20 protein-coding genes are annotated in these 25,698 nt (G+C 36.4%); 10 read left to right on the top strand and 10 right to left on the bottom strand.

The window, feature by feature from the left end:
* Window positions 1–476: 476 nt before the first annotated feature.
* The 3 genes from H344_RS0100100 to kdsA all read right to left on the bottom strand — a co-directional run bounded on the left by H344_RS0100100 (window position 477) and on the right by kdsA (window position 3,634).
* Window positions 477–2,051 (bottom strand): FAD-binding protein, encoded by a 1,575-nt coding sequence (locus H344_RS0100100; protein ID WP_026808420.1) that lies wholly within the window; start codon window positions 2,049–2,051, stop codon window positions 477–479.
* Window positions 2,052–2,062: 11 nt separating this feature from the next.
* On the bottom strand, window positions 2,063–2,422 hold the full coding sequence (locus H344_RS0100095; protein WP_026808419.1) for a hypothetical protein: 360 nt from the start codon (window positions 2,420–2,422) through the stop codon (window positions 2,063–2,065).
* A 390-nt stretch (window positions 2,423–2,812) separates the two neighbouring features.
* Window positions 2,813–3,634, bottom strand: a complete 822-nt coding sequence (gene kdsA / locus H344_RS0100090) for a 3-deoxy-8-phosphooctulonate synthase (RefSeq protein WP_026808418.1) — start codon at window positions 3,632–3,634, stop codon at window positions 2,813–2,815.
* 164 nt (window positions 3,635–3,798) lie between these two features.
* Here kdsA and H344_RS0100085 point away from each other — a divergent pair, with 164 nt between their 5' ends.
* Window positions 3,799–4,284: a DinB family protein gene (locus tag H344_RS0100085; protein ID WP_026808417.1), complete on the top strand. Its 486-nt coding sequence runs from the start codon at window positions 3,799–3,801 to the stop codon at window positions 4,282–4,284.
* 235 nt (window positions 4,285–4,519) lie between these two features.
* Window positions 4,520–6,319, top strand: coding sequence for a translational GTPase TypA (gene typA / locus H344_RS0100080; RefSeq protein WP_026808416.1), 1,800 nt, complete (start codon window positions 4,520–4,522; stop codon window positions 6,317–6,319).
* Between the two features lie 94 nt (window positions 6,320–6,413).
* Here the strand turns inward: typA and ppgK are convergent, their stop codons facing one another.
* Both ppgK and H344_RS0100070 read right to left on the bottom strand, forming a co-directional pair.
* On the bottom strand, window positions 6,414–7,151 hold the full coding sequence (ppgK, locus tag H344_RS0100075; RefSeq protein WP_026808415.1) for a polyphosphate--glucose phosphotransferase: 738 nt from the start codon (window positions 7,149–7,151) through the stop codon (window positions 6,414–6,416).
* A 67-nt stretch (window positions 7,152–7,218) separates the two neighbouring features.
* Entirely contained in the window at window positions 7,219–8,034 is an 816-nt protein-coding gene (locus H344_RS0100070; RefSeq protein WP_026808414.1) for an NUDIX hydrolase, read from the bottom strand.
* Between the two features lie 329 nt (window positions 8,035–8,363).
* Here H344_RS0100070 and H344_RS19425 point away from each other — a divergent pair, with 329 nt between their 5' ends.
* Window positions 8,364–11,408 (top strand): ThuA domain-containing protein, encoded by a 3,045-nt coding sequence (locus H344_RS19425; protein ID WP_084148707.1) that lies wholly within the window; start codon window positions 8,364–8,366, stop codon window positions 11,406–11,408.
* A 163-nt stretch (window positions 11,409–11,571) separates the two neighbouring features.
* Here the strand turns inward: H344_RS19425 and H344_RS0100060 are convergent, their stop codons facing one another.
* The 4 genes from H344_RS0100060 to H344_RS0100045 all read right to left on the bottom strand — a co-directional run bounded on the left by H344_RS0100060 (window position 11,572) and on the right by H344_RS0100045 (window position 15,539).
* Window positions 11,572–12,333 (bottom strand): LytR/AlgR family response regulator transcription factor, encoded by a 762-nt coding sequence (locus H344_RS0100060; protein WP_026808413.1) that lies wholly within the window; start codon window positions 12,331–12,333, stop codon window positions 11,572–11,574.
* Window positions 12,330–13,367: a sensor histidine kinase gene (locus tag H344_RS20915; protein WP_051253965.1), complete on the bottom strand. Its 1,038-nt coding sequence runs from the start codon at window positions 13,365–13,367 to the stop codon at window positions 12,330–12,332. Before H344_RS20915 ends, H344_RS0100060 begins: the two co-directional genes overlap by 4 nt.
* 347 nt (window positions 13,368–13,714) lie before the next feature.
* Window positions 13,715–14,323, bottom strand: a complete 609-nt coding sequence (locus H344_RS0100050; RefSeq protein WP_026808412.1) for a hypothetical protein — start codon at window positions 14,321–14,323, stop codon at window positions 13,715–13,717.
* 532 nt (window positions 14,324–14,855) lie between these two features.
* A complete protein-coding gene (locus H344_RS0100045) occupies window positions 14,856–15,539 on the bottom strand; it encodes a cell division ATP-binding protein FtsE (protein WP_026808411.1) in 684 nt (227 codons plus the stop codon).
* A gap of 146 nt (window positions 15,540–15,685) precedes the next feature.
* Here H344_RS0100045 and H344_RS0100040 point away from each other — a divergent pair, with 146 nt between their 5' ends.
* From H344_RS0100040 to H344_RS0100020, 5 genes are all read left to right on the top strand, one after another.
* Entirely contained in the window at window positions 15,686–18,709 is a 3,024-nt protein-coding gene (locus tag H344_RS0100040) for a tetratricopeptide repeat protein (RefSeq protein ID WP_026808410.1), read from the top strand.
* On the top strand, window positions 18,699–20,489 hold the full coding sequence (locus tag H344_RS0100035) for a TonB-dependent receptor domain-containing protein (protein WP_240484922.1): 1,791 nt from the start codon (window positions 18,699–18,701) through the stop codon (window positions 20,487–20,489). Before H344_RS0100040 ends, H344_RS0100035 begins: the two co-directional genes overlap by 11 nt.
* 310 nt (window positions 20,490–20,799) lie before the next feature.
* Window positions 20,800–21,225, top strand: a complete 426-nt coding sequence (locus H344_RS0100030) for a hypothetical protein (protein WP_026808408.1) — start codon at window positions 20,800–20,802, stop codon at window positions 21,223–21,225.
* A 297-nt stretch (window positions 21,226–21,522) separates the two neighbouring features.
* A complete protein-coding gene (locus H344_RS0100025; RefSeq protein ID WP_026808407.1) occupies window positions 21,523–21,714 on the top strand; it encodes a cold-shock protein in 192 nt (63 codons plus the stop codon).
* Between the two features lie 393 nt (window positions 21,715–22,107).
* Window positions 22,108–22,716, top strand: coding sequence for a YkgJ family cysteine cluster protein (locus H344_RS0100020; protein ID WP_026808406.1), 609 nt, complete (start codon window positions 22,108–22,110; stop codon window positions 22,714–22,716).
* Between the two features lie 115 nt (window positions 22,717–22,831).
* Here H344_RS0100020 and H344_RS0100015 read toward each other — a convergent pair whose 3' ends face one another.
* Window positions 22,832–24,469 (bottom strand): ABC-F family ATP-binding cassette domain-containing protein, encoded by a 1,638-nt coding sequence (locus tag H344_RS0100015; protein WP_026808405.1) that lies wholly within the window; start codon window positions 24,467–24,469, stop codon window positions 22,832–22,834.
* Window positions 24,470–24,746: 277 nt separating this feature from the next.
* Here H344_RS0100015 and H344_RS19415 point away from each other — a divergent pair, with 277 nt between their 5' ends.
* The gene (locus H344_RS19415) at window positions 24,747–25,412 is read left to right on the top strand and encodes a BKACE family enzyme (protein WP_051253963.1); all 666 of its coding nucleotides are present in this window, start codon (window positions 24,747–24,749) and stop codon (window positions 25,410–25,412) included.
* A 2-nt stretch (window positions 25,413–25,414) separates the two neighbouring features.
* The coding region (locus tag H344_RS0100005) for an IS1/IS1595 family N-terminal zinc-binding domain-containing protein (RefSeq protein WP_026808404.1) at window positions 25,415–25,698 on the top strand (284 nt) is incomplete at its 3' end.

Below are 25,698 nucleotides of genomic sequence, written 5' to 3'. Positions count from 1 at the left end.
ATGGGTCTTTCTGTTAAATAGAGGTATGGAGTAAAGCACTTATAAACGATTTTCCTAGGCTTATATTTCAAATTGCACTGCCCTTTTGCATTGCCAGGTATCTTTGGCCTATACATTTCTGTCCGTCTTAAGATTGTAGTCAATATGAACCGAGTCTTTAATTCTAGACTTTCTTCCTCAAAATAATATGTGGACATTGGATATTTAGGATGTGAACTGTCTTACCGGCTGATCTACGACGGGGTAGTGGTTCGGTATCTTGGAATATGCCCATTTGCCGTTTTCATGTAGTTAGAACATTCCATTTGGGCCGAATAAAGTGATTAATTATGATGTAATTTCAGAAGGAAGCAACTTTATTTGTGCCAAGGATATCGAATTAAACTTACGGTGTGTGATTAACTTAATATGGGTGAATTTCTGTCGCAATTCTTATCAATCTAGATGTGATTATGCGATAAGGGTAAGGCCCGTACTTAGGCTATAGCCCCATGAATTTTATCTAAGCCACATTGTTTCAAAAATTGACTGTTAAAAACGTTTAGAGTCGGGATGTTGAGCAACGTGTTTCTAGCATTTACCCATGCTTCGACTTGAGTACTGCCATACATCTTCTTTATCCGATTCTCGTTTAAATTAAAATTGATTTTCCCCCAATGAAGGGTATAATGAATATTTTCTTGTTCCAATCTATTCCATGCCGCTTCATAAAACTTCCTTGCGGCTTGTCCGTCAATTCCGTCCATTTCCAAAACACAGGTTTTTGGGAATTTGGTGAATCCTAGGGTCGCTTTAGTGCCTTTTACATAGCGTAGGGAAAGTCCGCCAGGAAATGGTTTTTGTTTGTTTACTTCCACTAGTAGTTCTACTGCCCGTGGAGAATCTGCTATATCTATAGCTATAGCCGCACTGCAAACTTTGCCTCTAAACTTAGTGTAATTAAAAATCTCTCTCACAGTTCCTACTCGAGGAGGCTCTGGCTTAAAAGCCATCTTGAACATCAAATTTACCAATGCAGGAACTGCCATGCCTGATCCTGGTAGTTTATCCATTAATGTAGAAATTATTCCTAAAAGATCATCGCCATAAGTAAAATCGTTTCGTCTTTGTAAGGGGGTGTGAGGGAGTTGAAAAGGTTTTTTAAACATGTATTTGATATATGCGCCCTTCGCTGGATTGTTTGGTTCAAAATCATGAATATTGAAAACCACTTCAAAATGGTACATCTCCCCATTTTGTCCAACTCCAGGTAGGTTAAGACCAGAAAAATTTAAGGTACTCATAGCAGTTTTTAGGGTTGCGTCGTAAGCTATGGTACCATGGCGATGCTCAGTAAGTAAGAATTGAGGTTCTGTTTCAATCATTACCCCGTGTATAAATCCGAAACTGCCAAAACTTACCAAAGCGGCATTAAATAAAGCATCATCCTGTATCAATTCTGCATCCAACCAATTTACAAAATTATGGGAGGCTACAGGATAGGTTGCTCTTTCTAACCATATATGCGTATCGGCCCCTGTAATCAGATGAAGACCTACAACAAAATCAGGTACCGCTCCAACATTAAAAGCAGCGCCGTGCGTACAAGTGGAAAGGGCGCCCGCGATGGTTTGGCCATTACTGGCTCCAGAGGCTTTTAAGGAACGTTGCGGATTTTTGGATGATAAACGTGTGTTTACCTCATGGATTATGGCACCACATTGAAGAAAGTATAGGTCTTCGGATTCTTGGGCGTAAAGTGGACTTACATAATTAGACGAAATAGGGAAGGAGAAATTCAAGCTTGCGGTATCAATCAACCCACCTTCGGTAAGTCCAACTTTTGTAAAAGACCAACCGCTTCCCATTGCTCTTAATTTATGGTTTTTGCTTATGGCATTTTTAATTAACCATTGAAAATTCTTTGTGGTAGCAAGATAGCGATCCCTGTATTTACTTGCAGGAGGGTTCCAAAGCTTAAAAGAACAATCAGGTAAGAGGTCATGGGTGAAATTCTGGTGCTTATTAGACCATTGTTGTATAGGTAGTGGATCTATTCCTAATGGAGTCATATTATTTTTGTTTAGTTATCCATATTGCCCTCACCCTGTTGGGGTCTCGCACAACCAAAGGTGGCGGTTCTGTGATTTACAATTCCTAATGTTAATGCACTTAATAGAAAATCGCCAAAAGAAGATTTAACCACTACCCAAGATAAAGCACCTTCGCGACAAGGACATTGGTTATTGGCCACCTCAGGATTGGCGTCCACTCTTTTTTGTTTTAAACCCCAATAGTAGCTCCAGCTAGAAACTTTTCTACATTCTAAGTTTTCCATACTGTCTTGATAGGGACTTGCCTCTACCCGGGTGCTAACACAGGAAGATGTAATTGATAATGCTAGAAATACAAAAACAACGATGATTTGATCAGTTGACTTCATAGGTTTCCGTTATTTAAAAATTAGGTAAACTACTATTGGTATTTAGGGGAGTTGTATAACTAAGTAAATAGCTAACTGTACTTAAGTTACAGAATTAATGTGCTTATTGTATTCTGGTTGTATAATCCGAATGGAAAACCGTATATATGGTAGTGTTTTCCTTATTTTAATCAAATAATATTCAAATTAAAGGGGGTAGGAAAGATATTTTTTAGTTGCGAAAGGATTAAAAGATACCTGTATCTGCAAGATTATTTAGACGCTAAAGATATTATAGCGGTGGATATTCAATAGATAATTAACTATTATAAAATCAAACAGCTGACATTTTAGCCAGCTGTTTAATTTTACTACCTTTCCTTTTGTTAAGGGAATGTATCTCTGCTATAATTATTTTAGACTGTTGACTGTTTTTCTAAGTGCTGTTAAGTTGGTTAGCAATTTTTCTAAATGATCTAAATGCAACATATTGGCTCCATCACTTTTTGCATTGGCAGGATCAAAATGGGTTTCTATAAATATACCATCAACCCCTGTTGCAATTCCGGCACGGGAAATGGTCTCTATCATATCTGGTCTTCCTCCTGTTACTCCTGAAGATTGATTGGGTTGTTGAAGGGAATGGGTTACATCTAGAACTACTGGAGCATATTGTTTCATGGTGGGTATCCCGCGGAAATCAACAATCATATCTTGATATCCAAACATAGTGCCTCTATCGGTAACCATTACTTGACCATTATTGCTGTCCAAAACCTTTTGCACTGCATGTTTCATACTTTCAGGACTCATAAATTGTCCTTTTTTAAGGTTAACTACCTTGCCGGTTTCAGCAGCTGCTACTACCAAATCGGTCTGACGAACTAGAAAAGCTGGAATCTGGAGGACATCAACATATTCTGCTGCCATAGTAGCATCAGAAACCTCATGGATATCTGTAATCGTAGGTACCTTAAACGTCTCAGAAACTTTTCTAAGTATTTTTAGCGCCTTCTCATCTCCTATCCCTGTAAATGAATCTACCCTGCTACGGTTTGCTTTTTTAAAGCTTCCTTTAAATACGTAGGGGATGTTTAGTTTGTCTGTGATGGTTACTACTTTCTCGGCAATGCGCATAGCCATTTCTTCTCCTTCAATGGCGCAAGGTCCGCAAAGAAGAAAAAAATTATTGCTTTGATGGTGTTTAAGTTGTGGTATTAACGCTAAATCCATTAGTTATTATTTTGTTGCAAAGATAGGAATTAGATCGCTGTAATTTATTTCAAAATTTTACTGATGCTAATCTTGTTTGATGTGATATAATAAATCCTAAGAATAGGACTTAAAATTGGGCTGAATATTGTAAATTATAGAGATAATTAATAAAGTAGACTACCATGGAACTGTACGAGCTGTTTATTCCAGAGTTAAAACACGAGGTCGCTATTACTGAAAAGTTCTTAAAGAGAATCCCAAAGGATAAGTTAGATTGGAAGCCCCACGAAAAATCCATGAGTCTAAAGGAATTAGGAAGTCATTTGGCAGAAATACCTAGTTGGGTTATAGCAACAATGGTAGAAGATGAGATGATTATGGATAAATATGTACCTCCAATAAATGAAACCATAGATGAAATGGTAAAAGTATTGAATGCTACAACAGAAGAAGCAGTTAAATCATTACAAGTATCTAATGAAGAATATCATAAGAATTGGAAAATGATTATGGGAGGGAAAACGGTAATGGAAATGCCTAAATATCAGGTTTTGAGAGGGATGGTGTTTAATCAATTGCCACATCACAGGGCGCAATTAGGGGTGTATCTCCGATTGTTAAATCTATCAGTTCCTGCCACCTACGGACCGTCAGCCGACGAACAATAGTAGGTGTTTAGGATGATTTTTATATTATTTATATAGTTGTAAAACAGTGATTTACAGCTATTTTTAATAAGATATTAACAAATCTCTCGGAAACTAGGAAATAACTGTGGAAAAGTGTGTTAAACGTATTCATTATCAAATAGATAAGAAAAATAAACCTTTTCTAGTCGACATAAAAAAAAAGCGTACCTTTGCACCCGCATTTAAGTTACTTAAATGCAAATAAAAATTTTTTATGGCAGCAACAAAAAACATAGCTATTATTGCTCACGTAGACCACGGTAAAACCACCTTGGTAGACAAAATTATGCACCATTGCCAATTGTTTCGTGAAAATACGAACACTGGTGATTTAATATTGGATAACAACGATCTGGAGCGTGAAAGAGGGATTACGATCACCTCTAAAAACGTTTCCGTTATGTATAAGGGAACCAAGATTAATATTATTGATACCCCTGGTCACGCCGATTTTGGTGGTGAAGTAGAACGTGTATTGAATATGGCCGATGGGGTACTCCTATTGGTGGATGCCTTTGAAGGACCTATGCCACAGACAAGATTTGTATTGCAAAAAGCAATAGACTTAGGTCTTAAACCTTGTGTGGTGATTAATAAGGTTGATAAGGAAAATTGTACTCCTGATGAGGTACATGAGAAAGTTTTTGATCTTATGTTCGAATTGGGAGCAGAAGAGTGGCAGTTAGATTTCCCAACCGTTTACGGTTCGGCAAAGAACAATTGGATGAGTACGGACTGGAAAAACCAGACCGATAGTTTAGAGCCATTATTGGATATGGTAATAGAGCATATCCCATCTTTTGAAGCTGAGGAAGGAAATACTCAATTGTTGATTACTTCATTAGACTTCTCATCTTTTACCGGTAGAATTGCTATTGGAAGACTTCAAAGAGGTACTCTTAAAGAAGGGCAGCAAATTTCCTTGGTAAAAAGGGATGGAACTATTGTAAAGTCCAAAATAAAAGAACTTTATACCTTTGAAGGTATGGGTAGATTAAAGGTTAAAGAGGTAGTTACTGGAGATATTTGTGCCTTAGTAGGTATTGAAGGTTTCGAAATTGGGGACACTGTTGCCGATATTGAAAACCCAGAACAAATGAAAACTATTGCTATTGATGAGCCAACAATGAGTATGTTGTTTACCATTAATGATAGTCCATTTTTTGGTAAAGATGGTAAATTTGTAACTTCTAGACATATTAATGAACGCTTACAGCGTGAATTAGAAAAGAACTTGGCTCTAAGGGTAAATCAAACCGATAGTGCAGATAAGTTTTTGGTATTTGGTCGTGGGGTATTACACCTTTCCGTTCTAATAGAGACCATGAGGAGAGAAGGTTATGAATTGCAAATTGGACAGCCTCAGGTAATTATTAAAGAAATAGACGGAGTTAAATGTGAGCCTATAGAGCATTTAACTATAGACCTGCCAGAAGAAGTTTCTGGAAAGGCGGTAGAAATGGTTTCTATTCGTAAAGGTGAAATGACAAGTATGGAAGCTAAAGGTAACCGCATGATATGTGAGTTCTTAATTCCATCTCGTGGTATTATCGGTTTAAGAAATCAATTGCTTACTGCAACAGCTGGTGAGGCAATTATGGCACACCGCTTTTTGGAATACCAACCTATGAAAGGAGATATTCCACAAAGACAGAACGGTTCTTTAGTTTCTATGGAAACCGGAAAAGCTATTCCTTATTCTATTGATAAATTACAGGATAGAGGTAAGTTTTTTGTAGATCCAGGTGAGGATATCTACGAAGGTCAGGTAATTGGTGAAAACTCAAGAGGTGACGATATGACCGTTAATATTACCAAAACTAAGAAGATGTCTAACGTACGTTCTGCAGGTGCAGATGATAAAGCGAAAATTGTTCCCGCAATTAAGTTTTCATTAGAAGAGGCTTTAGAATATATTCAGAAAGATGAGTATGTTGAGGTTACTCCAAAACATCTTCGTATAAGAAAGATTTATTTAACGGAGAACGAACGTAAGCGAAATAAAATCGCGTAGTTTTTCCGAATTATTAATACAAGTAAAAATCCCCAAAACAACTGTTTTGGGGATTTTTTTATATTCTCTAAATAAGCTAATTGTACTTTCTATCTTATTTTTCGTAGGCTGCTGCCGCTGCACCTATAATTCCGGCATGGTTTTGTAACAAGGAAGGGATTACTGGAGTTGATATAGTGATATATTCCTTAAATTCATCCCAGTGCTTAGAAGTTCCTCCCCCTAAAATAATGAGGTCAGGAGAAATAATAAGGTCTACATACTCTAAGAATGTATTAAAACGCTTTCCCCATTTTTTATAACTTAAGTCATCCTTTTCTTTAGCAGAAGCTGCTGCCCATAGTTCTATCTTATTATATTTTTTGTAGGGAATCTGACCTAATTCAAAATTAGGGATGAGTTTTCCATTTAAAAAGGCGCCACTACCAAGTCCGGTTCCTATGGTTATCATTACAACCAACCCTTCTTTATTTTTACCTACGCCATAATTAACAGCAGCATAGCCGGCTGCGTCTGCATCGTTTACTACAGTTACTGGTAATCCAGTGGCCTCACTAAAAAGTTCGTCCACTTTTATGCCTTTCCATGATTTATGTAGGTTTCCAGGTGTTTTGCAGACACCCTTTTTTATTACTGTCGGAAAACCGCAGCCTATAGGTCCTTTATAATTAAAATGGTCAACAATTTCAGCAACTACCTTTGCCATTGCCTTAGGTTTTCTTGATTTGGGTGTGGGAATTCTGAATCGTTCCGAAATCATTTCCCCCGTTTCCATATTCACCAAAGCTCCTTTTATGCCTGAGCCACCGACATCTATTCCTAGGATTTCCATGTAATTATTTAAAGTATTTAGGACAAAGTAACAAAAAAATCTAATTATAGTACTATTGACTTACACCTTAGTGTAAATATCCCCTTTCTTTTAGATAATCGAATATTAATTTGTCTACATCACTTAACTTGTATCTTTCGTTATAGCTAAACCAGACAGCCTCTAAATGTAAGGGGTTAGGAGAAATGTCTCCTGTATATCCAGTGGTATAACAGGTTTTTCGATCCAAAATTACAGGTTTCGGAAAAGCGCTCTGTGCTTCAAATACACCTAGATACGATATACTAGGGATTAATAAATTAACTCCTAAAAGTTCCTTCATGTGCATTTTTAATACCTTGGCGTCCGATTCTTTTTTTATCCTAAAACCTCCCGGTAATCTATAAGTATTCGTGTTTTTATGAAGAAGCACTAATACTTTAAAATCAACAATACATACCCAACTTACTATATCCCGGATTTCAGGAGTGGGCTCTATATAGTAATCTATAGAGTTTAAAGAGTGATCTTTATCTATTAGGTTAAGGAAATTGTCAATAAATCTCCCTAAACCGGTTAAGGTTTTTAATTTATTATTTCTTCCCAAAACACTGGATATTGTTTCGTCCCTATTTCCAAATTTGTAGCCGCTTTTTTTTATCCAGATTACATTTAATAAATGCTGCATAGCAACATTACCCAATTGATCTATAGAAACTGCCATTTTTAATGAGTACTCTCCAATACCTGCTAAGCCTTTTTTGTAGATGGAATAAAAAAGTCCGAAAACAAGACCAAAGGGTACTGTAACCAGAAAAAGTAAAATTGAAATTAAAAACAATACTATTCCAATTAGAGGGTTTACCTTTTTGTCTGCGGTTCGGGTTTGCTTTTTAATGATCATGCAATTGGAAAATTAAAGATTGGTTAAATGGTAAATGGAATCTTAATTTAAAGTGAATTTAAAATTTACTAGATTATTAATATGAAGTGCTGCTCTCTATAGCTCATTTATATAATTGATTGTAGTGGTCGGATTTGATTTCCTAAAAAGGTGGGCTTGAGGTTTAATAAATTGAAATTAGTATTATATTTGGAGGGTTTCATAAAATATGTAGTATTTATTGTTAATAAAAGGAGATTTTACTAATAATATTTTAGTTAAGATACTACATCTGTTACAAATCTTAAAATGGATCAAACCATCCAATCAAACACCTTAAAAACATTTAAATGAAAAACTATTTTGTATTACTACTATCTATTTCCATGGTTTTATTAATGGGATGTGACAGTAATAAGCGAGAAGGAGAACCTCGTGTTTTAGTGTTCTCAAAAACCATGGGGTATAAGCATGCTTCTATTCCTGCGGGAATTGCCGCAATTCAAAAACTGGGAAAGGAAAATCAGTTTATAGTAGATACCACCAAGAATGCGGAATTATTTACGGATGAAGAACTTAAAAAGTATTCGGCCATAATTTTCTTAAGCACTACTGGGAATATCTTGGATGCAAAACAAGAGGCCGCTTTTGAGAGATATATTCAGGCAGGAGGTGGATTTGTGGGCGTACATGCTGCTACCGATACTGAGTACGACTGGAATTGGTATGGTAGGTTGGTGGGAGCCTATTTCCAAAGTCACCCTCCTGGAGCTCCGGAGGCCGACTTTATTATTAAAGACCCCACATTTATGGCTACTGATATGTTTCAGGATACTATATGGCGTCGTTCTGATGAGTTGTATAACTTTAAGAAAATAAACCCCGATGTTAATGTGGTAATGACGGTAGACGAGAATTCCTATGAGGGTGGGGAAAATGGAGATTTTCATCCTATGAGCTGGTATCATGAGTATGATGGAGGAAGGGCTTTTTATACCGCTTTAGGGCATACAGAGGAAAGCTATTCAGAAGATTTGTTCCTAAAACATCTTTTAGGCGGAATTAATTATGCCATCGGTGAAAACAAAAAGCTTAATTATGATAACGTGACTTCTCAAATACCACCAGATTCAGACCGTTTTACCAAGGTGCCTCTTAATGTGGGCTCTTTCTTTGAGCCTACTGAGATGACTATACTTCCAAATATGGACGTCCTTATTGCGGAGAGAAGGGGAGGAGTTGTATTGTATAAGCATGAAACGAATGAAGTTAAACAGGTGGGCTTTTTAGATGTTTACCACAAAACATTAGAGACTCCCGGAGTAAATGCTGAAGAAGGGTTAATGGGATTGCAAAAAGATCCTGATTTTGCTAATAATCGTTGGGTTTACCTTTTTTATAGTCCTTCTGGAGATAAATGGGTAAATAGATTGTCGCGTTTTAAATTTGAGGATGATCTACTTCAGATGGATACTGAGCAGATTATTCTGGAATTAGAGAGTAAGCGAGAAATTTGTTGTCACACTGGAGGCTCAATTGCTTTTGGTCCCGATAACCTTTTATACTTGTCTACTGGAGATAATAGTACGCCATTTAATGAAAAGGGGGTTAAGTATGTCAACAGAGGCTATGCGCCCTTGAATGACTTGCCTGGACGTGAGCAATACGATGCCCAACGTACTTCTGGTAATACCAATGATCTGCGTGGTAAAATATTACGCATTAAAGTAAATGAGGATGGGTCTTATAGTATTCCGGAAGGAAATTTATTCCCGGAGGGCACTCCAAAAACACGACCAGAAATTTATACTATGGGACACAGAAATCCGTATAGAATCTCTGTGGATCCTAAAAAAGGCTATGTATATTGGGGAGATGTAGGTCCAGATGCACGTGTAGATAGTATGCAGACTAGAGGCCCAAGAGGATACGACGAATTAAATCAGGCGAAAAAAGCTGGGAATTTTGGCTGGCCATTTTTTGTTGGAGATAATTATCCCTATCGAAGCTATAACTATGCTACAGGAGAAAGCGGAGAAGCGTTTAACCCCGAGAAGCCAATTAATAATTCTAGAAACAACACCGGTCTTAAGGAACTGCCTAAGGCTATGCCGGCCTTTGTTTATTATCCCTATGTAGAATCTCAGGAATTCCCCCAGGTGAGTACAGGTGGAAGAAATGCTATGGCAGGTCCTGTTTACTATAAGGATATCTATAATGGGGAAAATGCATTGCCGGATTATTATGACGGGAAAGTTTTTGTGTATGATTGGATTCGTGGGTGGATGATGGCAGTAAGCCTCTTCCCGAACGGGGATTTTAATAAGATGGAGCCTTTTGCCGATCAGATTAAACTTAATAACCTTATCGATATGGAAGTGGCTCCTGATGGAAGAATATATCTTCTAGAATATGGAAGCGGATGGTTCTCTAAAAATGATGATTCTGCACTAAGCTATATCGACTATAACGGAGGGAACCGTCCTCCTTTGGTAGAAGAGATGGTAGTAGATAAAACTTCGGGGAAACTTCCATTAAGCATCACGGCAAAAGTGAGCGCTTCTGATAGGGAAAACGATAAATTGACGTATGTGTGGAATCTGGGTAATGGAGAAACTAAAGAAACTACCGAGCCTCAAATTTCTTATGCGTATCAGGATGGGGGAGACTACTTTATTTCTGTAGAAGTTAAAGATGATAAAGGAGCATCTGCAAAAAGTAATTCTGTATCCGTGGTAGCAGGGAATTCTAGACCCGAGGTAGCGATAGATTTAAATGGAGGAGATTCCGATTTCTTTACCCCTGGTGAACCGGTAAATTATAAAGTTACAGTAAGTGACCCTGATGGATCACAGATAATAGATGATAATATTTTTGTTTCTGTAGATTATCTAGAGAGCTTGGATGAGGCTTCTCTTTCAATGGGGCATCAAGAGGTTTCTGCGGCAGTTACAGGAAAGGCCTTAACGCAAGCTATGGACTGTAGAACCTGTCATAAGGAATTAGAAAAATCTATTGGGCCTAATTATACCGAAATTGCAAAAAAATATAAGAACGATAAAAATGCTGCTACGTACTTGCAAGGGAAAATAATTTCTGGAGGTAGTGGTGTATGGGGAGAAGTGACTATGCCGGCACATCCTAATATGACTCAAGATGAGGCCAGGCAAATCACCGCCTATATTCAGTCTTTGGCTAATACTGGGAAAGTGCAAAAATCCCTACCTTCTGCTGGGGTAATAACGCCTTCCAAGGAGGATAGTGGCAAGGTTATGGTCATCTCTGCTTCCTATACGGACCAAGGAGAGAATAACGTTAAGCCGCTAACAGGTACTAATTCGGTAATGTTGAAGAGCAAGTCTTATTCCTCTGACGTTTCCCAGGGAGGAAACTAATTATGAAAAGATTGCTGAGGTCTATTTGTTTGTAGGTGACTGTAAAATTTCCCTACTCTTATTGGATAGTAGCAATAGACGAGAGGTAATATCCTTATAAAAGCCGGCCCAATAGTTTTAATAATCTATTGGGCCGGTTTCTTTTATATAATAAGGGAGTAATTTATTGATTCATCCAATTTTTAAATTCTGGGGCTTTAGCTCTGCTCACTACAATCCTTTCAGAGGAAGGTGGGTTGACGCTAACGATAAGCTTTCCATTAAAGTATTGTTTTATGCTCTCTATTGCGTCCTTTTTTACAATGTACTGACGATTTATCCTAAAAAATATAGAGGGGTCAAGATCATTTTCCATATCCTCTAAATTTTGTTCCATAATAAACGTCTGGTTTTCAATAGTTACAGCTTTAACAATGCCGGTCTCTATATATAGGTAGGCTATATTTTCAGTTTTTACAGGAACTAATTGGTCTCTATGATGGACCAGATACATGGATTTATAGGTGGTCTTTTTGGTGTTGATTAAGTTTAATAATCCTTCTACCTGATCTGTAAAAAGGCCTTTATCTTTAAACTGCCCATTGTATTGTTCTAGGCTCTCAGCCAGCTCATCTTCGTCTATTGGTTTTAATAGGTAATCAATGCTATTCACTTTAAAAGCTTGTAACGCATACTGATCATAGGCTGTGGTAAAAACGATAGGAATCTCTATTTTAACGGAATCGAAAATTTCAAAGGAAAGTCCATCCGCTAAATGGATATCCATAAAAATAAGTTCGGCTTCATGGTTTTTAGAGAAATAGGCAATAGACGCTTTAACCGAATCTAAAACGGATAATATCTCTATAGAGTTATCTATATTCTTAAGCATAAAAGCAAGGTTTTCACTTGCTGCAACTTCATCTTCTACAATTACAACTTTCATGACATTTTGTTCAATGGGAGTTTAACGCGGAAATATTCGTTATTCCTATCAATTACTATTTTTTGTTTTCTAATCATATAATATCGCTTGTACAAATTTAATAGCCCGCTACCAGTCCCTTCCGCCAATGAGGACCTAGCTCTAACTTTGTTTTCAATAATAAGCGAATCATTATCCGAATAGATAATGACCTTTAATGGATTGGCCTCCGAAATTTCGTTGTGTTTTACAGCATTTTCTACTAGTAACTGTAGTGCTAAAGGCGGAATTCTCCGTTCTAGATAGGTTTCATCAATGTTTATCTCAATTAAGAAACGGTTACGATAGCGTGTTTTTATCAGATAGGTATAGCTTTCTAGGAATTTTAGCTCCTCCTTTAATAGCACTAAATTTCTGTCTCCGCTTTGTAATATATAGCGATACATAAAGGAAAGTTTCTTTACAAATAGTGCAGCCTCTTTATTATCTCTGATAAGATAGTTGAGAGAATTTAATGAGTTAAATAAAAAATGTGGGTTAATCTGATTCTTTAAAGCGGTAAGTTCGTTCTCTAAGTTCTGCTGTTTTAAGTATTCGTTTTCTAAAACACTTTCTCGTTGTATAATTTGTAAGCGAAGAATTCTAGAAATAAATAGAATAATAATGTGAACCACAATAAAAATAGAGCTTACAAAACCTGCTTCCCGTTCAGAAATAACCTTATCTACAAAATAGGGGTTTAATTTGCTGAATAGGGTAGTGGTTACGATCAATAATATTAGGTTCCCCACAAAACGGAGTCCGAGATCAATAAACTTATTCTCTTTAGGGATTTTATAAATCCAAATAGTGTTGAATTGCAGTGCAATCCAAGAAAACAAAAAGAAAAATAATAGTTTTAGAATAAAATCGTTAATGAGGTCTTTAAGGAAAGGCTGGTCTGTAAACCAAACCGATTTAAACAGGCTTAGTGTTAAAGGGAGGGTGACTAATACTGCAATTAGTATAGCAATTTTTAAAATCTCCTGTAATTTAACCTGTTTTACTCGCTGCATTTTACAATCTAAATTTTAAAGATACCTAATTATTTCAAAAACCTTATAGTGATTGTCTTTAGGATTTCTTTGGTGGAAAACTTGATTTTTGTTGAAGGGTAGATTATTCCGGATGAGTATAGTTATTAAGGTTTTGGATTTCTAAGCAATGGGATAAAAGCGATAGGTCCTTAGCATTTGCCAAAGACCTATCTAAACTAATTAACCAACTAACCTATAAAACTAACTCTTTACTCGATAATCGAGATTTGAATGCTCCGAGACGGGCCTGCCCGTATTCCTTCAGGCGGGTCCCGAAATCAATACGTTTTTTCTTTTAGTGCCTTGTGGTTTTTTTACAAGGTAGTTTACTTGGCGTAAGGATTAAAACCTTTAGGTAGGTAATTACGCAGTTCTTTGCCAAGTTCAATTTCTTCTTCTACTTCCTCTACCTTAATATCGTTAAGGTCTAGCTCCATACCAGCATAAGCGTTAAAACCGATGGGTAGATATTTTGCTGTATTGAAATCTAGAGTTACTTCTTCTTCAATCTCTACTAATACCATGTCGTCTAGATTTAGCTTCATTCCTGCATAAGGATTAAAGCCGATTGGTAAATATTCCACGATGTTAAAATCTAGCTCAATCTCCTCTTCTACTTCCTCGAGAACAATATTCTCTAAATCTAATTTTATTGGGGTATATGCGTTGAATCCAATTGGAAGGTACTCTGCTGTATTGAAGTCTAGTTCAATCTCCTCTTCTTCGTAAGGCTTGATTAACTTAATGTCATCTAGACTTAAATTTCTAGCCTCTCTATCATCCGATAATGCTTCTTCAAAAAGACAGGACACTTCATTTAAATTGAAGAAATCCCCATTGGCATCAAAGGATAATGAACATTTATTTTTGTCGCTAAAGGATAGAAGTGTGGTAGATACCATCACCATCCCTAATAATATACTTAGTTTTTTCATGAGATTTATAATCTGATTTGTTTTCTTTACTTTATTAATCCAGGTACAAATATAGGCTTATAGATAGCCGATTTTGGGTATATTTGGGTGAAGTGTACAAATTGGGAAGTGAAACGTCGTATAGGGGAGGTGAAATGCGTAGCCTCTTGTTTATCAAATGGTTGTGAGATTGTTTTTAGTCGGTTTTTTTAGATTTTACACTGCGGGTTTCACATAGAAGCGTGGCAAAAATTTGAGATGTATTAATTGTCTATCGAGATATTTTTTGTGGAAAAATATAATGCAAATTAAACAGTAGTTTAATTGGAGGGATAGGTAATTTAATTCATTCCAAATTAAAATTTAGTTTATTCCTTTTTGGTAGTAGATGTAAATTGTAGCTTTTTAGTAGGAATAGGCTCACCTTTATAATGTTGTTATTTTTATATGCTTCGCCATAGCTATTATCCGAAATAGTCGGAATGCTTTTTCGAAAATAAATTGTAAACCTAGCTTACTTATATGTGAGGTAGGTTGTAAAGTTATTTTTTGCTTATACCGCCTTTTGGATTACTTCAAATACTTTATTGCCATCGCATTTCAGGGTTTTGGAAGGGTATTTAAGGATTAGAGCATAGTCATGGGTTGCCATTAATATGGTTCTTCCCGTCTTGTTAATATCCTGAAGTACTTTCATCACTTCCACACTGGTTTGTGGATCCAAGTTACCTGTAGGCTCATCGGCCAAAATAAGTTCAGGATCGTTTAAGAGGGCTCGTGCAATAGCGATACGCTGTTGTTCTCCTCCAGACAATTCGTGAGGAAATTTAAAGCCTTTGGTTTTCATTCCCACCTTTCCTAAGACCTCTTCTATCTTAGCGTCCATTTCGCTTTTGTTTTTCCAGCCGGTCGCTTTAAGAACAAATAGTAGGTTGTTGTTAATATTACGATCTGGTAATAATTTAAAATCTTGGAAAACCACTCCTAATTTTCGTCTTAGGTAAGGGATGTCTCTTTCTTTTAAGGTTTTAAGATCGAAATCTACAATTTTGCCATCACCTTCTTTTAAAGGAAGATCGCCGTAGAGTGTTTTCATAAAACTACTCTTCCCGCTTCCGGTCTTACCTATAAGATATACAAATTCGCCTTTTTTAATTTCAAGGCTTATATCGTTCAATACTAAATTTTCTCCTTGAAATACGGCTACGTCCTTCAACTTCAATATACTCTCGCCCATAGTTATAAATGTTGATATAAAAGTAATAAGTTCCTTTGAAATAAGGTCAAAACAACTTGAAAAATGTTTTTCTTTACCATATACTTGAGTGCAATATTAATCGTTATCCATAGATGAACGGTAACTCTTAACTTTTAGAGAACATTATGCTAAGAAAAAAAACCGCTGTAATACTTTGCTTGGCTGGGTCTATATTTTATGGTATTTCCCAAGAGTCTAAGATTTATACGCATGACCAAAAGGAATATCAAGAAGCATTGGCCTTGTATAATAACAAGCAGTATCAGGCAGCACAGACCATTTTTGAATCAGTACAGCGCAAAACTAAGAATGTGGAAACACAGGCAAATAGCGCTTATTATGCGGCTAATGCCGCTATTCGCTTAAATCAACTAGGCGCAGATAGGTTGATGGAGGATTTTGTAAATAACTACCCTACATCTACCAAAAGAAATTCGGCCTATATAGATGTAGCAGATTATTATTTTGAAACAGGCAAATATCCTTACGCCTTAAAATGGTACGCTAAGGTAGATCAGAATGCCCTGTCTCGTAAAGACAAAGAGCGCTTTAACTTTAATAATGGGTATGCGCTATTTTCCTCAAATAAACCTAAAGAGGCAGAAAGATACCTAGAAAAAGTGACCACTTCACGTACCTACGGTTCTCAAGCAAAATATTATTTGGGATATATTGCATATCAGCAAGATGATTATGTAGGGGCTAATCAAAGGTTCGATCAAATTACTGATCAAGATCTAATTGATAAAAAACTAACCTACTATCAGGCAGATATGAACTTTAAATTGGGAAGGTTTAAAGAGGCTATCGCTTTGGCTAAAGAGCAATTGCCAAAATCTGACCGGTACGAAATATCAGAACTCAATAAAATTATTGGGGAGAGCTACTTCAACCTTAAACAGTATGATAATGCTATTCCTTATTTAACCCAATACAAGGGGAAAAGAGGAAAATGGAATAATACTGATTACTATTTACTAGGGTATTCCTATTATATGCAGGGGGATTATGCTAATGCAGTACAGCAATTCAATAGAATTATTGATGGTAACAATGCTGTTTCTCAAAATGCTTATTACCATTTGGCAGAGTGTTACCTAAAATTAGATAAGAAACAGGAAGCCCTGAACGCTTTTAGGAATGCTTCTCAAATGGATTTTAATTCGGAGATACAGAAAGATGCCTACCTAAATTATGCCCGACTAAGTTATGAGGTGGGGAATGCTTATGAGCCGGTACCAAAAGTGCTAACTACCTATTTGGAAAAATATCCAAATGATAAGTACAAGGAAGAAATTCAAGATCTCTTGGTAGATTCCTATATCACTTCAAAGAATTTTGAGGGAGCTATGGTACTCATGGAAACCAATAAAAATTATGCCAGTAAAACTACCTATCAGAAAGTAGCTTTCTATAGAGGGGTCGAATTATTTTTGGAATCCGATTACGAAGCGGCTTCACAGGCTTTTGAAAAATCGTTGAAAAGTGCAGTGGATCAGGTTTTTAAGGCTAGAGCAAATTATTGGAAAGCAGAATCAGATTTTGCAACCAACCGTTTTGAAGATGCGGTAGCAGGATATTTGGCATTTAAACAGAATGCTGCATCAAAATCTACTCCAGAATATAAAGATGTAGATTATAATCTTGCCTATGCATATTTTAAACTCAGAAATTATACTGGGGCTATTACCGCCTTTTCTAATTATGTGTCGGCACAGGGGGATGATACGGAGAAATTAAACGATGCCTATTTACGATTGGGAGACAGCTATTTTGTTAGTAGTAAATACTGGCCAGCGATTGAAACCTATAATAAAGCAATTGCAAGGAATATTCCAGAACAGGATTATGCCGCCTACCAAAAGGCATTGAGTTATGGATTTATAGATAGGAGTGCGACAAAAATAGAAGAGCTCAGTAATTTTATTTCCAATTATCCTAAATCTACACTTAAAGATGATGCACTATTCGAACTAGCAAATTCTTATGTGCGATCTAATAATACAGAAAAAGGATTGCAGTTATATGACCAGATGATTAGAGAGTATCGCGGAAGTTCTTTAGTGCCGCAAGCGTTAATGAGGCAGGGATTAATTCATTATAATGCCAATAGGGGAGAGCAGGCCTTAGTGAAATTTAAGACTGTGGTGAGTGATTATCCTAATTCTCAAGAAGCAATACAAGCGGTAACTACTGCTAAACTAATCTATGTAGACCTGGGAAGGGTGAATGAATATGGGCAGTGGGTAGACGGATTAGATTTTGTAGAAGTCACCGATGCCGAATTGGATAACGCAACCTATGAGTCGGCAGACAAGCAACAGTTAGAAGGTAAGATAGATGCTGCTATTAAAGGGTATGAAGGTTATTTAAAACAATTTCCTAATGGTTTAAATTCCTTAAAAGCCAATTTTAATCTTGCTCAACTTTACTTTGGGAAAGGTCAGAAAGACAAAGCGTTGCCTTATTTTAAAATTGTAGCAGGGAAGGGTAATAATGAATATGGAGAACAGGCCCTTACAAGAATTTGTGAAATTTATGTTGGTAATAATAATTATGCTGCGGCAACTCCGTATTTAGAGGAGTTGGAAGCTACAGCACAGATCCAGCAAAACGTTACCTATGCCCAATCTAACCTTATGAAAGGGTATTACGAGCAGTCCAATTATAATAAAACTATGGACTATGCGGGGAAAGTATTGGCAACTTCTAAAATTGATAACCGTATTAAGAGTGATGCCCATATTATGATTGCTAGATCGGCAATTAAGACAAATAATGAGAGTAGGGCTAAAACCGCTTATGCTGAGGTGCTGAAAATTGCTACAGGGGAATTGGCAGCAGAAGCATATTACTACGATGCCTATTTTAAGAATAAGGATCAAAAGTATGAGGCTTCTAATGCCTCTGTACAGAAATTGGCTAAAGATTACCCAGGTTATAAGGAATGGAGTGCTAAAGGCCTAATTATAATGGCTAAGAACTTCTACGCACTGGGAGATGCTTTTCAGGCTACCTATATTTTAGATAGTGTAATAGCAAACTTTGGTGATTATCCTTCAATAGTTGAAGAAGCTAAGAGGGAGTTGACCATTATTAAAGCAAAAGAAGCTCAAAGTAATTCCTCAATTAACTCCAATGGGAACTAGACAACCCCAACAAAAAGAACATTATATGCGTAATTATATAAAATTAAGCCTGTTTGTAATGGTCGGACTTATACAAACCATACAAGCACAGGAAGAAGATAAAAAAGATATAGGGACAGAAACGGTGACTGTAGTAAAGGCCTATGCTCCTTCTATTTCGGATGCTTTTAAGATTAAATCTGTCCCTACGTTGAACGATTCTATAGTATTGCAGAAAAAGCCAATTTCTTATAGCATCTTTTCGGTGCCGGTAGCTTCTACCTTTACTCCCGCTAAAGGGAAGGCTTCTGGAGTAAAAAAGACCCCTGCACCGAAGCTTTTTAATTCTTCGGCCTCTATTGGTTTGGGGAATTATAATAATGCGTTGGTAGATTTTTATACTAGTAGAGCATTAAATAGAGATGAACGACTAGATATTTCATTAAATCACTATTCTTCGCGAGGTGATATTCCTACTTCTGCATTGGATAATGTGTTTTACAATTCAAAATTGGATGCTAATTATTCCAAATACGATAGGTATTTAAGTTGGGGTGCCAATGTAGGTTTCCAACATCAGATGTATAATTGGTATGGAATTCCTAATGGGTATTATACTGAGGAGTTGGTTAACAGTATCGATGAAAAACAAAACTATTTTAATGTACATGCGGGAGCTCATATTAAAATGGAAGATTCATTCTTTAAAGGGGCTGATCTATTATTAAGACGTTTTTGGGATGCAACAAACTCTGCTGAGAATAGGGCGGTATTAAAGCCGACATTTGAGGCGCCTATTGGTGATGAGATGCTAACCATAAAAGCGGAGTTTGATTACCTTGGAGGTGTTTTTAAAAATGCTCCAGTAAGCAATGATACTAAAGACCCCGAAACAAAATATTCCTTTTTGCAGGTTGGAGTAAACCCAAACATTCAAATTGTAAATGACGATATTACCCTTAATCTAGGGGCTACCTTTGTATACGGAATGGATATTGAAAATAAGGGAAATAACTTTTATGTGTACCCTAAAGTAACGGGTTCTTATAGATTGGTAGATGACCTTGCTATTGTATATGGAGGTATTGAAGGGGGACTAAAACAAAATTCTTTTTACGGATATGTGGAAGAGAACCCTTATGTGTCTCCAACTTTAGAAATTCAGCCTACAGATCAACAATATGACGGATATATAGGAATAAAAGGGCAATTATTGTCTAACCTTAGCTATAACTTAAAAGGATCTTATACCGCAGAAAACAGAAAGCCGCTTTTTATGCTTAACCCAGAGAACACAAACAGGACCGATAAGAAAGGTTATTATTATGGGAATAGTTTTCAGGTCTTTTATGATGATGTAAGAACCTTAGGGATTTTTGGAGAATTAAACGTGGATGTAAATCGTAACTTTAGTATTGGTATTAATGCCGAAGCTTTTGATTATGATACCGAAACAGGTAATCCAGCTTGGAATCTTCCTAGTTTTACTAGCTCTTTGTTCTTGGATTATCAGATAGACGAGCAGTGGTATATGGGGGCTAATTTGTTTTTTGTAGGAGAAAGAGATGATGTTTACTCTGTAGCTACACCGGGTTCTTTACCCTCAGACTTTACGATGACTCCAGTAACCTTAAAAAGTTACTTTGATGCTAATGCCCATGTAGGGTATCGTTTCAATCAGCAATTATCAGTTTTTGCCAAGGCTAATAATATTGCCAATAAAAACTATATGAGGTGGAACAACTTTAAGGTACAAGGTTTTCAGGTATTGGCTGGGGCTACCTACAAGTTTGATCTCTAAGCTATATCATAAATCTTAGGTAGGGATTTATATTCCTTGCAAGTCAATAATCAATAGGCGTATGTGGTGAATTCCATATACGCCTATTTTGTTTTTTTAGGTTTGCGGAATAGTAGAAGATTTAAATGATTAACAAGTCTCTTCAGTTCTATTATTAAGAACATTATATACTTTAATAGAGACTACACATCTTCCCATTTGTCACAGCTATGGTGCATTTAGTCACAGAAGTAGGTAAAACAAAGGGATATTAATAGAATACAGTTAATTTCATCTAAAATTAATATTAAACCTAAATAGTTTTAAAACGATGAAAAATTTTGGACGTTTATTTTATGCTGCTATATTCTTTATGGTAGCAAGTGCATCTCTTTCGGCTGCAAATACAAATGCACTTATCATTGAAAATGCAGAAGACTTAAAAGAGTTTTCTCTAGTTGCAAACTCCTTTGAAGGTTCATGGGATTATACTGTTTCCGATGTTCCTTATGAGTATAAAACGGGGGTTTTATTAATTTCTAAAAAAAAGGAGGAATATGTGGTAGAAGTAAAATTGCAATACGGTACTATTAAGGCTACCGATGTGTCTCTAAAAAAGAATAAAATGAATTTTTCTGTTTGGGTAGAAGGAGAAAAAGTGGATGTTTCTTTGACAATTATGGAAGATAAATTAACAGGGAAAGCTAAGGCTTCTATTGGAGAAATGACCTTAATGGGAAAGCGCAGCGAAGCGTAAAAGTTGTTTCGTAGAGTTGCTTTACTTGTTAACTCTAATTATACTCTTATTAGAGTAGTGTAGATAAAGGAAATAACGGTAAGGTGTACTTGTTTTTAAGCGGAAAATAAATAGGGGCTTTCAGCTAATGAGAGGCGGGTAATAGGTTGCTCTTATAAAATTGAAAATAAAAAATAGTTAGTAGTCATTTTCAAAATCTTTAGTTCATTACTAAAAAATGTATGTTTTAAATATTTGTGATTCAAACTTTTGGAGTTATATTTGATTAAGAGTATTTAATTAATTTAATTTTTAGTAATGGGTAAAGGAACAGTGAAATTCTTTAACGATGCCAAAGGATTTGGATTTATCGTTGAAGAAGGTTCTGAAAAAGAACATTTTGTACACGTCTCAGGGTTAATCGACGAGATTCGCGAAGGCGATGAAGTTGAGTTTGAACTAAAGGAAGGAAGAAAAGGATTAAACGCAGTTAATGTTAGAGTAATTTAATAAGTGCTTTTTAATTTCTTATGACTTAGAGCCTATTCATTTTTGAATAGGCTTTTTACATTTTAGGGATATTGCAATTGGGGCTTGATTGAATCACTACTGTAACCGTACAGTCCTAGACCTATAACAAGGTTGGTATTTCTGTATAGTTAATTGACTGCACTGTTAATAATAGATAGGTTATAAAAGGGTGGAGTAATAATCTAAATTTCGCTATCTATTTAAGTGCCTATTGAGCTTGAAAGGCCGAAAATAATTAGGCTTTTATAAGCTAGATGTGTAGTGTTATCTACTCTTTACTAGGAGGATAGCGCTTTGTGAAAATAAATTAGCGAAACATTATTTTTATGTTAACCGTTTTTATTTATGGCGTAAATTTGTCAAAAATATTGAATGAGTATAGAGGTTAAAGTAAAAGCAGTAGAGGAATTGTTTGCCAAATTAGATAAGGAAATAGCGACTTTTCAAACCGAAACCGGGTTGGGTTGCAAAACAGGATGTGGCAAATGTTGTAAACATCCAGAAGTAGAGGCATCTCCACTTGAGTTTCTTCCTTGGGCTTTTCATATATTTTTAAATGGAAAGGCAGAAGAAACTTTAGAGAAATTAAAAGCAAGCAAAAGTGCTATTTGTTTAGTATACCAACCTCTTACAGTCTTAGATCAAAACAGTGGAAGGTGTGGGGACTATATTTACCGTGGTTTAATTTGTAGGCTATTTGGATTTGGAGCCAATAGAGATAAATTTGGAGAACTGCGTTTGGCTACTTGTAAAATTATAAAAGAAGGGCTGGCAGAAAACTATAGTAATGCAGTGGAGGCTATGAAAAAGGGACTATATGTTCCTGTTTTCACGGATTACTATATGAATCTTAATCAAATCGATTTTAAATTAGGAAATTCTATTCTCCCTATTAATAAAGCATTGAAGGTAGCTCTTGAGGAAGTATTACAATATTTTGCCTACCGTCCATTTCCTAATGGATTTAAAGATATTGCTTAGAAAAAAGAAAGCCAGTTAGTGTTTTAATCCTACTATGGATTGTATAATAACATCTCCTCCCTTAATAATGGGAAGGAGATTTTTTATTTTTTCACATTCTTTAATAGGGTAGATCTTAAGCCTTTAAATCTATTTCCTTTAGGTTTTCTATTCTGTTTCGTACAAGAAAAGCATCTATAGTTTCAAAGTGTTCTATCACTCGATTCTCTTTAAACTCGAATACTTTTTGTGATAATCCTTGAAGAAAATCACGGTCGTGGGAAACCAATATAAGCGTGCCATCAAAAGCCAATAACGCTTCTTTTAAAACCTCTTTGGATTTAAGGTCTAAATGGTTGGTAGGTTCGTCCAAGATTAGCAGGTTAACGGGTTCTAAAAGTAGCTTTACCATTGCCAACCTCGTTTTTTCTCCTCCCGATAGTACGCTTACTTTTTTCTCTAGGTCGTCTCCACTGAACATAAATTGACCTAAAATATTTTTTATCTGCGTGCGTATTTCTCCTTCAGCAACCTCGTCTACCGTTTGGAAGATGGTTAATTCTGGGTCTAATAAGGAGGCTTGGTTTTGTGCAAAATAGCCCACCTTCACATTGTGGCCCAAGGAACATTGCCCTTCTACCTCAATTTCTCCCAAAATCGCTTTTATCATGGTAGATTTACCTTCCCCGTTTCGACCTACAAAAGAGACTTTTTCTCCTCTACTGATAGAAAAACTAGCATTCTTAAATACTACCTTATCTCCATAGCTTTTAGAAAGATCTTCTACACGCACAGGGTAATCTCCAGAGCGGATAGAGGGAGGGAATCGCAGTTTTAAGGCAGAATTATCTATCTCATCAATCTCTATTAACTGTAATTTTTCTAGCATACGTTCCCTAGAGTTCACCTGGTTAGTTTTAGAGTAAGTCCCTTTAAAACGTTCTATAAATGCCAGGTTATCTGCAATAAATTTTTGCTGCTCTTGGTATGCTTTTATTTGGTGACTTCTTCTTTCTTCTCGCAGTTGCAAGTAATGGGAATAATTGGCCTTGTAATCATAGATTCTGCCCATGGTAACCTCAATGGTCCTATTGGTAATATTATCTATAAAGGTTTTGTCGTGAGAAATGACTACGACGGCTTTGGCTTTGTTTAACAAGAAATCTTCTAACCAGATGACCGACTCAATATCTACGTGGTTGGTGGGCTCGTCTAAAAGAATTAGGTCTGGCTTCTTTAATAAAATTTTAGCTAGTTCTATCCGCATTCTCCACCCACCGCTAAATTCACTAGTGAGTCGGTTAAAATCCGTTCTCTTAAAACCGAGACCACGCAAGGCTTTCTCTACTTCTGCCTCGTAGTTTATGTCTTCCAAAGCATAGAATTTCTCCCCTAGGTCCGAAACTTTCTGTATTATTTTCATATAGGAATCCGACTCATAATCAGTGCGTGTTTCCAATTCCTTATTTAGGCGCGCCATCTCATCACGCATATCAAAGATTTCTTTGAATGCTTTAGAGGCTTCTTCAAAAACAGTACAACTATCATCGGTAAGTAAATGCTGAGGTAAATAAGCGATAACGGCATCCTTAGGGAAGCGTATGTTTCCCTTAGTGGGTTTTTGCTCTCCTGCGATAATCTTCATCATGGTAGATTTTCCCGCTCCATTTTTGCCCATCAAGGCAATTTTATCGTTCTCATTAATTACAAAGGATACGTCACTGAACAAGGTGTCGCCACTAAACTCTACCGCTATTGCGTCTACTGAAATCATAATCGGATTTTAAATGTGCAAAACTAGATAAAAGTAAGATACCTTGGTTATTTAAATTATGCTATTAGAAAGTTCACGGGAAAACTAAATGCTGTTTAGGTTAATGGTATTCGCTCTAAGGATTGATGTTGGAAAAAGAATTAGGACATTAATCTCATGCTGATTTAGTGTATGTTTTATTTCAACGGTCTTTAAGGAGGTAATGTCGAATAAATATTGTTTTTATAGTACGCTAAAAATCAATCCTCTATATTTATTAGAGGTTAATTAATGTACGATGGATGATAAATTAGTGATCAATTTTACCCCCACAGGAATGATACCTACCAAAAGCATGACTCAATATGTTCCGGTGCGTGTTTCGGAAATAGTAGAGGAAGTTCTTTGGGCTAATGAGTTGGGGATAACCATGGTACATTTACATGCTAGGGATGATATTACAGAGGAGCCAACTTACAAGAAAGAGGTATATGGAGAAATAATCGAAGGAATTCGGAAATATGCTCCTTATTTGGTTGTTTGTGTTTCTTTAAGTGGAAGAAATATAAGCGAATTGGAACTACGGGCAGATCCACTGTCTTTGGAAGGATTTTTAAAGCCAGATTATGGGAGTTTAACCCTAAGCTCGCTAAACTTTAATGCTACCGCTAGTATAAATTCTCCCGAAACGGTACAAGGTCTGGCGGCAATTATGAAGGAAAAAGGAATAGTTCCGGAATTGGAAGTATTTGATATAGGTATGATTAATTATGCCAAATACCTAGAGAGAAAAGGTCTTATTGAAGCTCCTTACTATTTTAATCTATTGTTGGGGAATATTGCATGTGCCCAAGCAGATTTATTGCATATAGGGGTTATGATAAAAGATCTTCCAAAAGATTCCTTATTTAGTTTAGCAGGAATTGGGGCTCTAGTTTATAATAGCTATTATTTGTATCTTTAGGTATGGAACTAGAAGAATTAAAACAAAAGATCCTTTCGCTTCCTCTGGTGGACAGGCGGAGATTGCTCAAGGATATCGAAAAGCACGATGTGACTACGGGAAGTCCAAGGGCACAGGCCTCCCGCCGACATCTTCTCGACAATATGATGGGCGAGTGCCCGCACTGTGGCCATACCAAATATGTCCGTTTCGGAAAGGACAAGGGTGCACAGCGCTATAAATGCAAGTCCTGCAAGAGAAGCTTTACCGAATATACGGGCACTTGGATGGCGGGGCTGCACAAGAA

The organism is Arenibacter latericius DSM 15913 (assembly GCF_000424985.1).
GTDB lineage: Bacteria > Bacteroidota > Bacteroidia > Flavobacteriales > Flavobacteriaceae > Arenibacter > Arenibacter latericius.
This window is presented reverse-complemented; position numbering and strand designations above follow the sequence as displayed.

Excerpts from the sequence above, each read along its gene's own strand:
- H344_RS0100100 (WP_026808420.1), bottom strand. The coding sequence starts at position 2,051 with ATGACTCCATTAGGAATAGATCCACTACCTATACAACAATGGTCTAAT.
- H344_RS0100095 (WP_026808419.1), bottom strand. The coding sequence starts at position 2,422 with ATGAAGTCAACTGATCAAATCATCGTTGTTTTTGTATTTCTAGCATTA.
- kdsA (WP_026808418.1), bottom strand. The coding sequence starts at position 3,634 with ATGGATTTAGCGTTAATACCACAACTTAAACACCATCAAAGCAATAAT.
- H344_RS0100085 (WP_026808417.1), top strand. The coding sequence starts at position 3,799 with ATGGAACTGTACGAGCTGTTTATTCCAGAGTTAAAACACGAGGTCGCT.
- typA (WP_026808416.1), top strand. The coding sequence starts at position 4,520 with ATGGCAGCAACAAAAAACATAGCTATTATTGCTCACGTAGACCACGGT.
- ppgK (WP_026808415.1), bottom strand. The coding sequence starts at position 7,151 with ATGGAAATCCTAGGAATAGATGTCGGTGGCTCAGGCATAAAAGGAGCT.
- H344_RS0100070 (WP_026808414.1), bottom strand. The coding sequence starts at position 8,034 with ATGATCATTAAAAAGCAAACCCGAACCGCAGACAAAAAGGTAAACCCT.
- H344_RS19425 (WP_084148707.1), top strand. The coding sequence starts at position 8,364 with ATGAAAAACTATTTTGTATTACTACTATCTATTTCCATGGTTTTATTA.
- H344_RS0100060 (WP_026808413.1), bottom strand. The coding sequence starts at position 12,333 with ATGAAAGTTGTAATTGTAGAAGATGAAGTTGCAGCAAGTGAAAACCTT.
- H344_RS20915 (WP_051253965.1), bottom strand. The coding sequence starts at position 13,367 with ATGCAGCGAGTAAAACAGGTTAAATTACAGGAGATTTTAAAAATTGCT.
- H344_RS0100050 (WP_026808412.1), bottom strand. The coding sequence starts at position 14,323 with ATGAAAAAACTAAGTATATTATTAGGGATGGTGATGGTATCTACCACA.
- H344_RS0100045 (WP_026808411.1), bottom strand. The coding sequence starts at position 15,539 with ATGGGCGAGAGTATATTGAAGTTGAAGGACGTAGCCGTATTTCAAGGA.
- H344_RS0100040 (WP_026808410.1), top strand. The coding sequence starts at position 15,686 with ATGCTAAGAAAAAAAACCGCTGTAATACTTTGCTTGGCTGGGTCTATA.
- H344_RS0100035 (WP_240484922.1), top strand. The coding sequence starts at position 18,699 with ATGGGAACTAGACAACCCCAACAAAAAGAACATTATATGCGTAATTAT.
- H344_RS0100030 (WP_026808408.1), top strand. The coding sequence starts at position 20,800 with ATGAAAAATTTTGGACGTTTATTTTATGCTGCTATATTCTTTATGGTA.
- H344_RS0100025 (WP_026808407.1), top strand. The coding sequence starts at position 21,523 with ATGGGTAAAGGAACAGTGAAATTCTTTAACGATGCCAAAGGATTTGGA.
- H344_RS0100020 (WP_026808406.1), top strand. The coding sequence starts at position 22,108 with ATGAGTATAGAGGTTAAAGTAAAAGCAGTAGAGGAATTGTTTGCCAAA.
- H344_RS0100015 (WP_026808405.1), bottom strand. The coding sequence starts at position 24,469 with ATGATTTCAGTAGACGCAATAGCGGTAGAGTTTAGTGGCGACACCTTG.
- H344_RS19415 (WP_051253963.1), top strand. The coding sequence starts at position 24,747 with ATGGATGATAAATTAGTGATCAATTTTACCCCCACAGGAATGATACCT.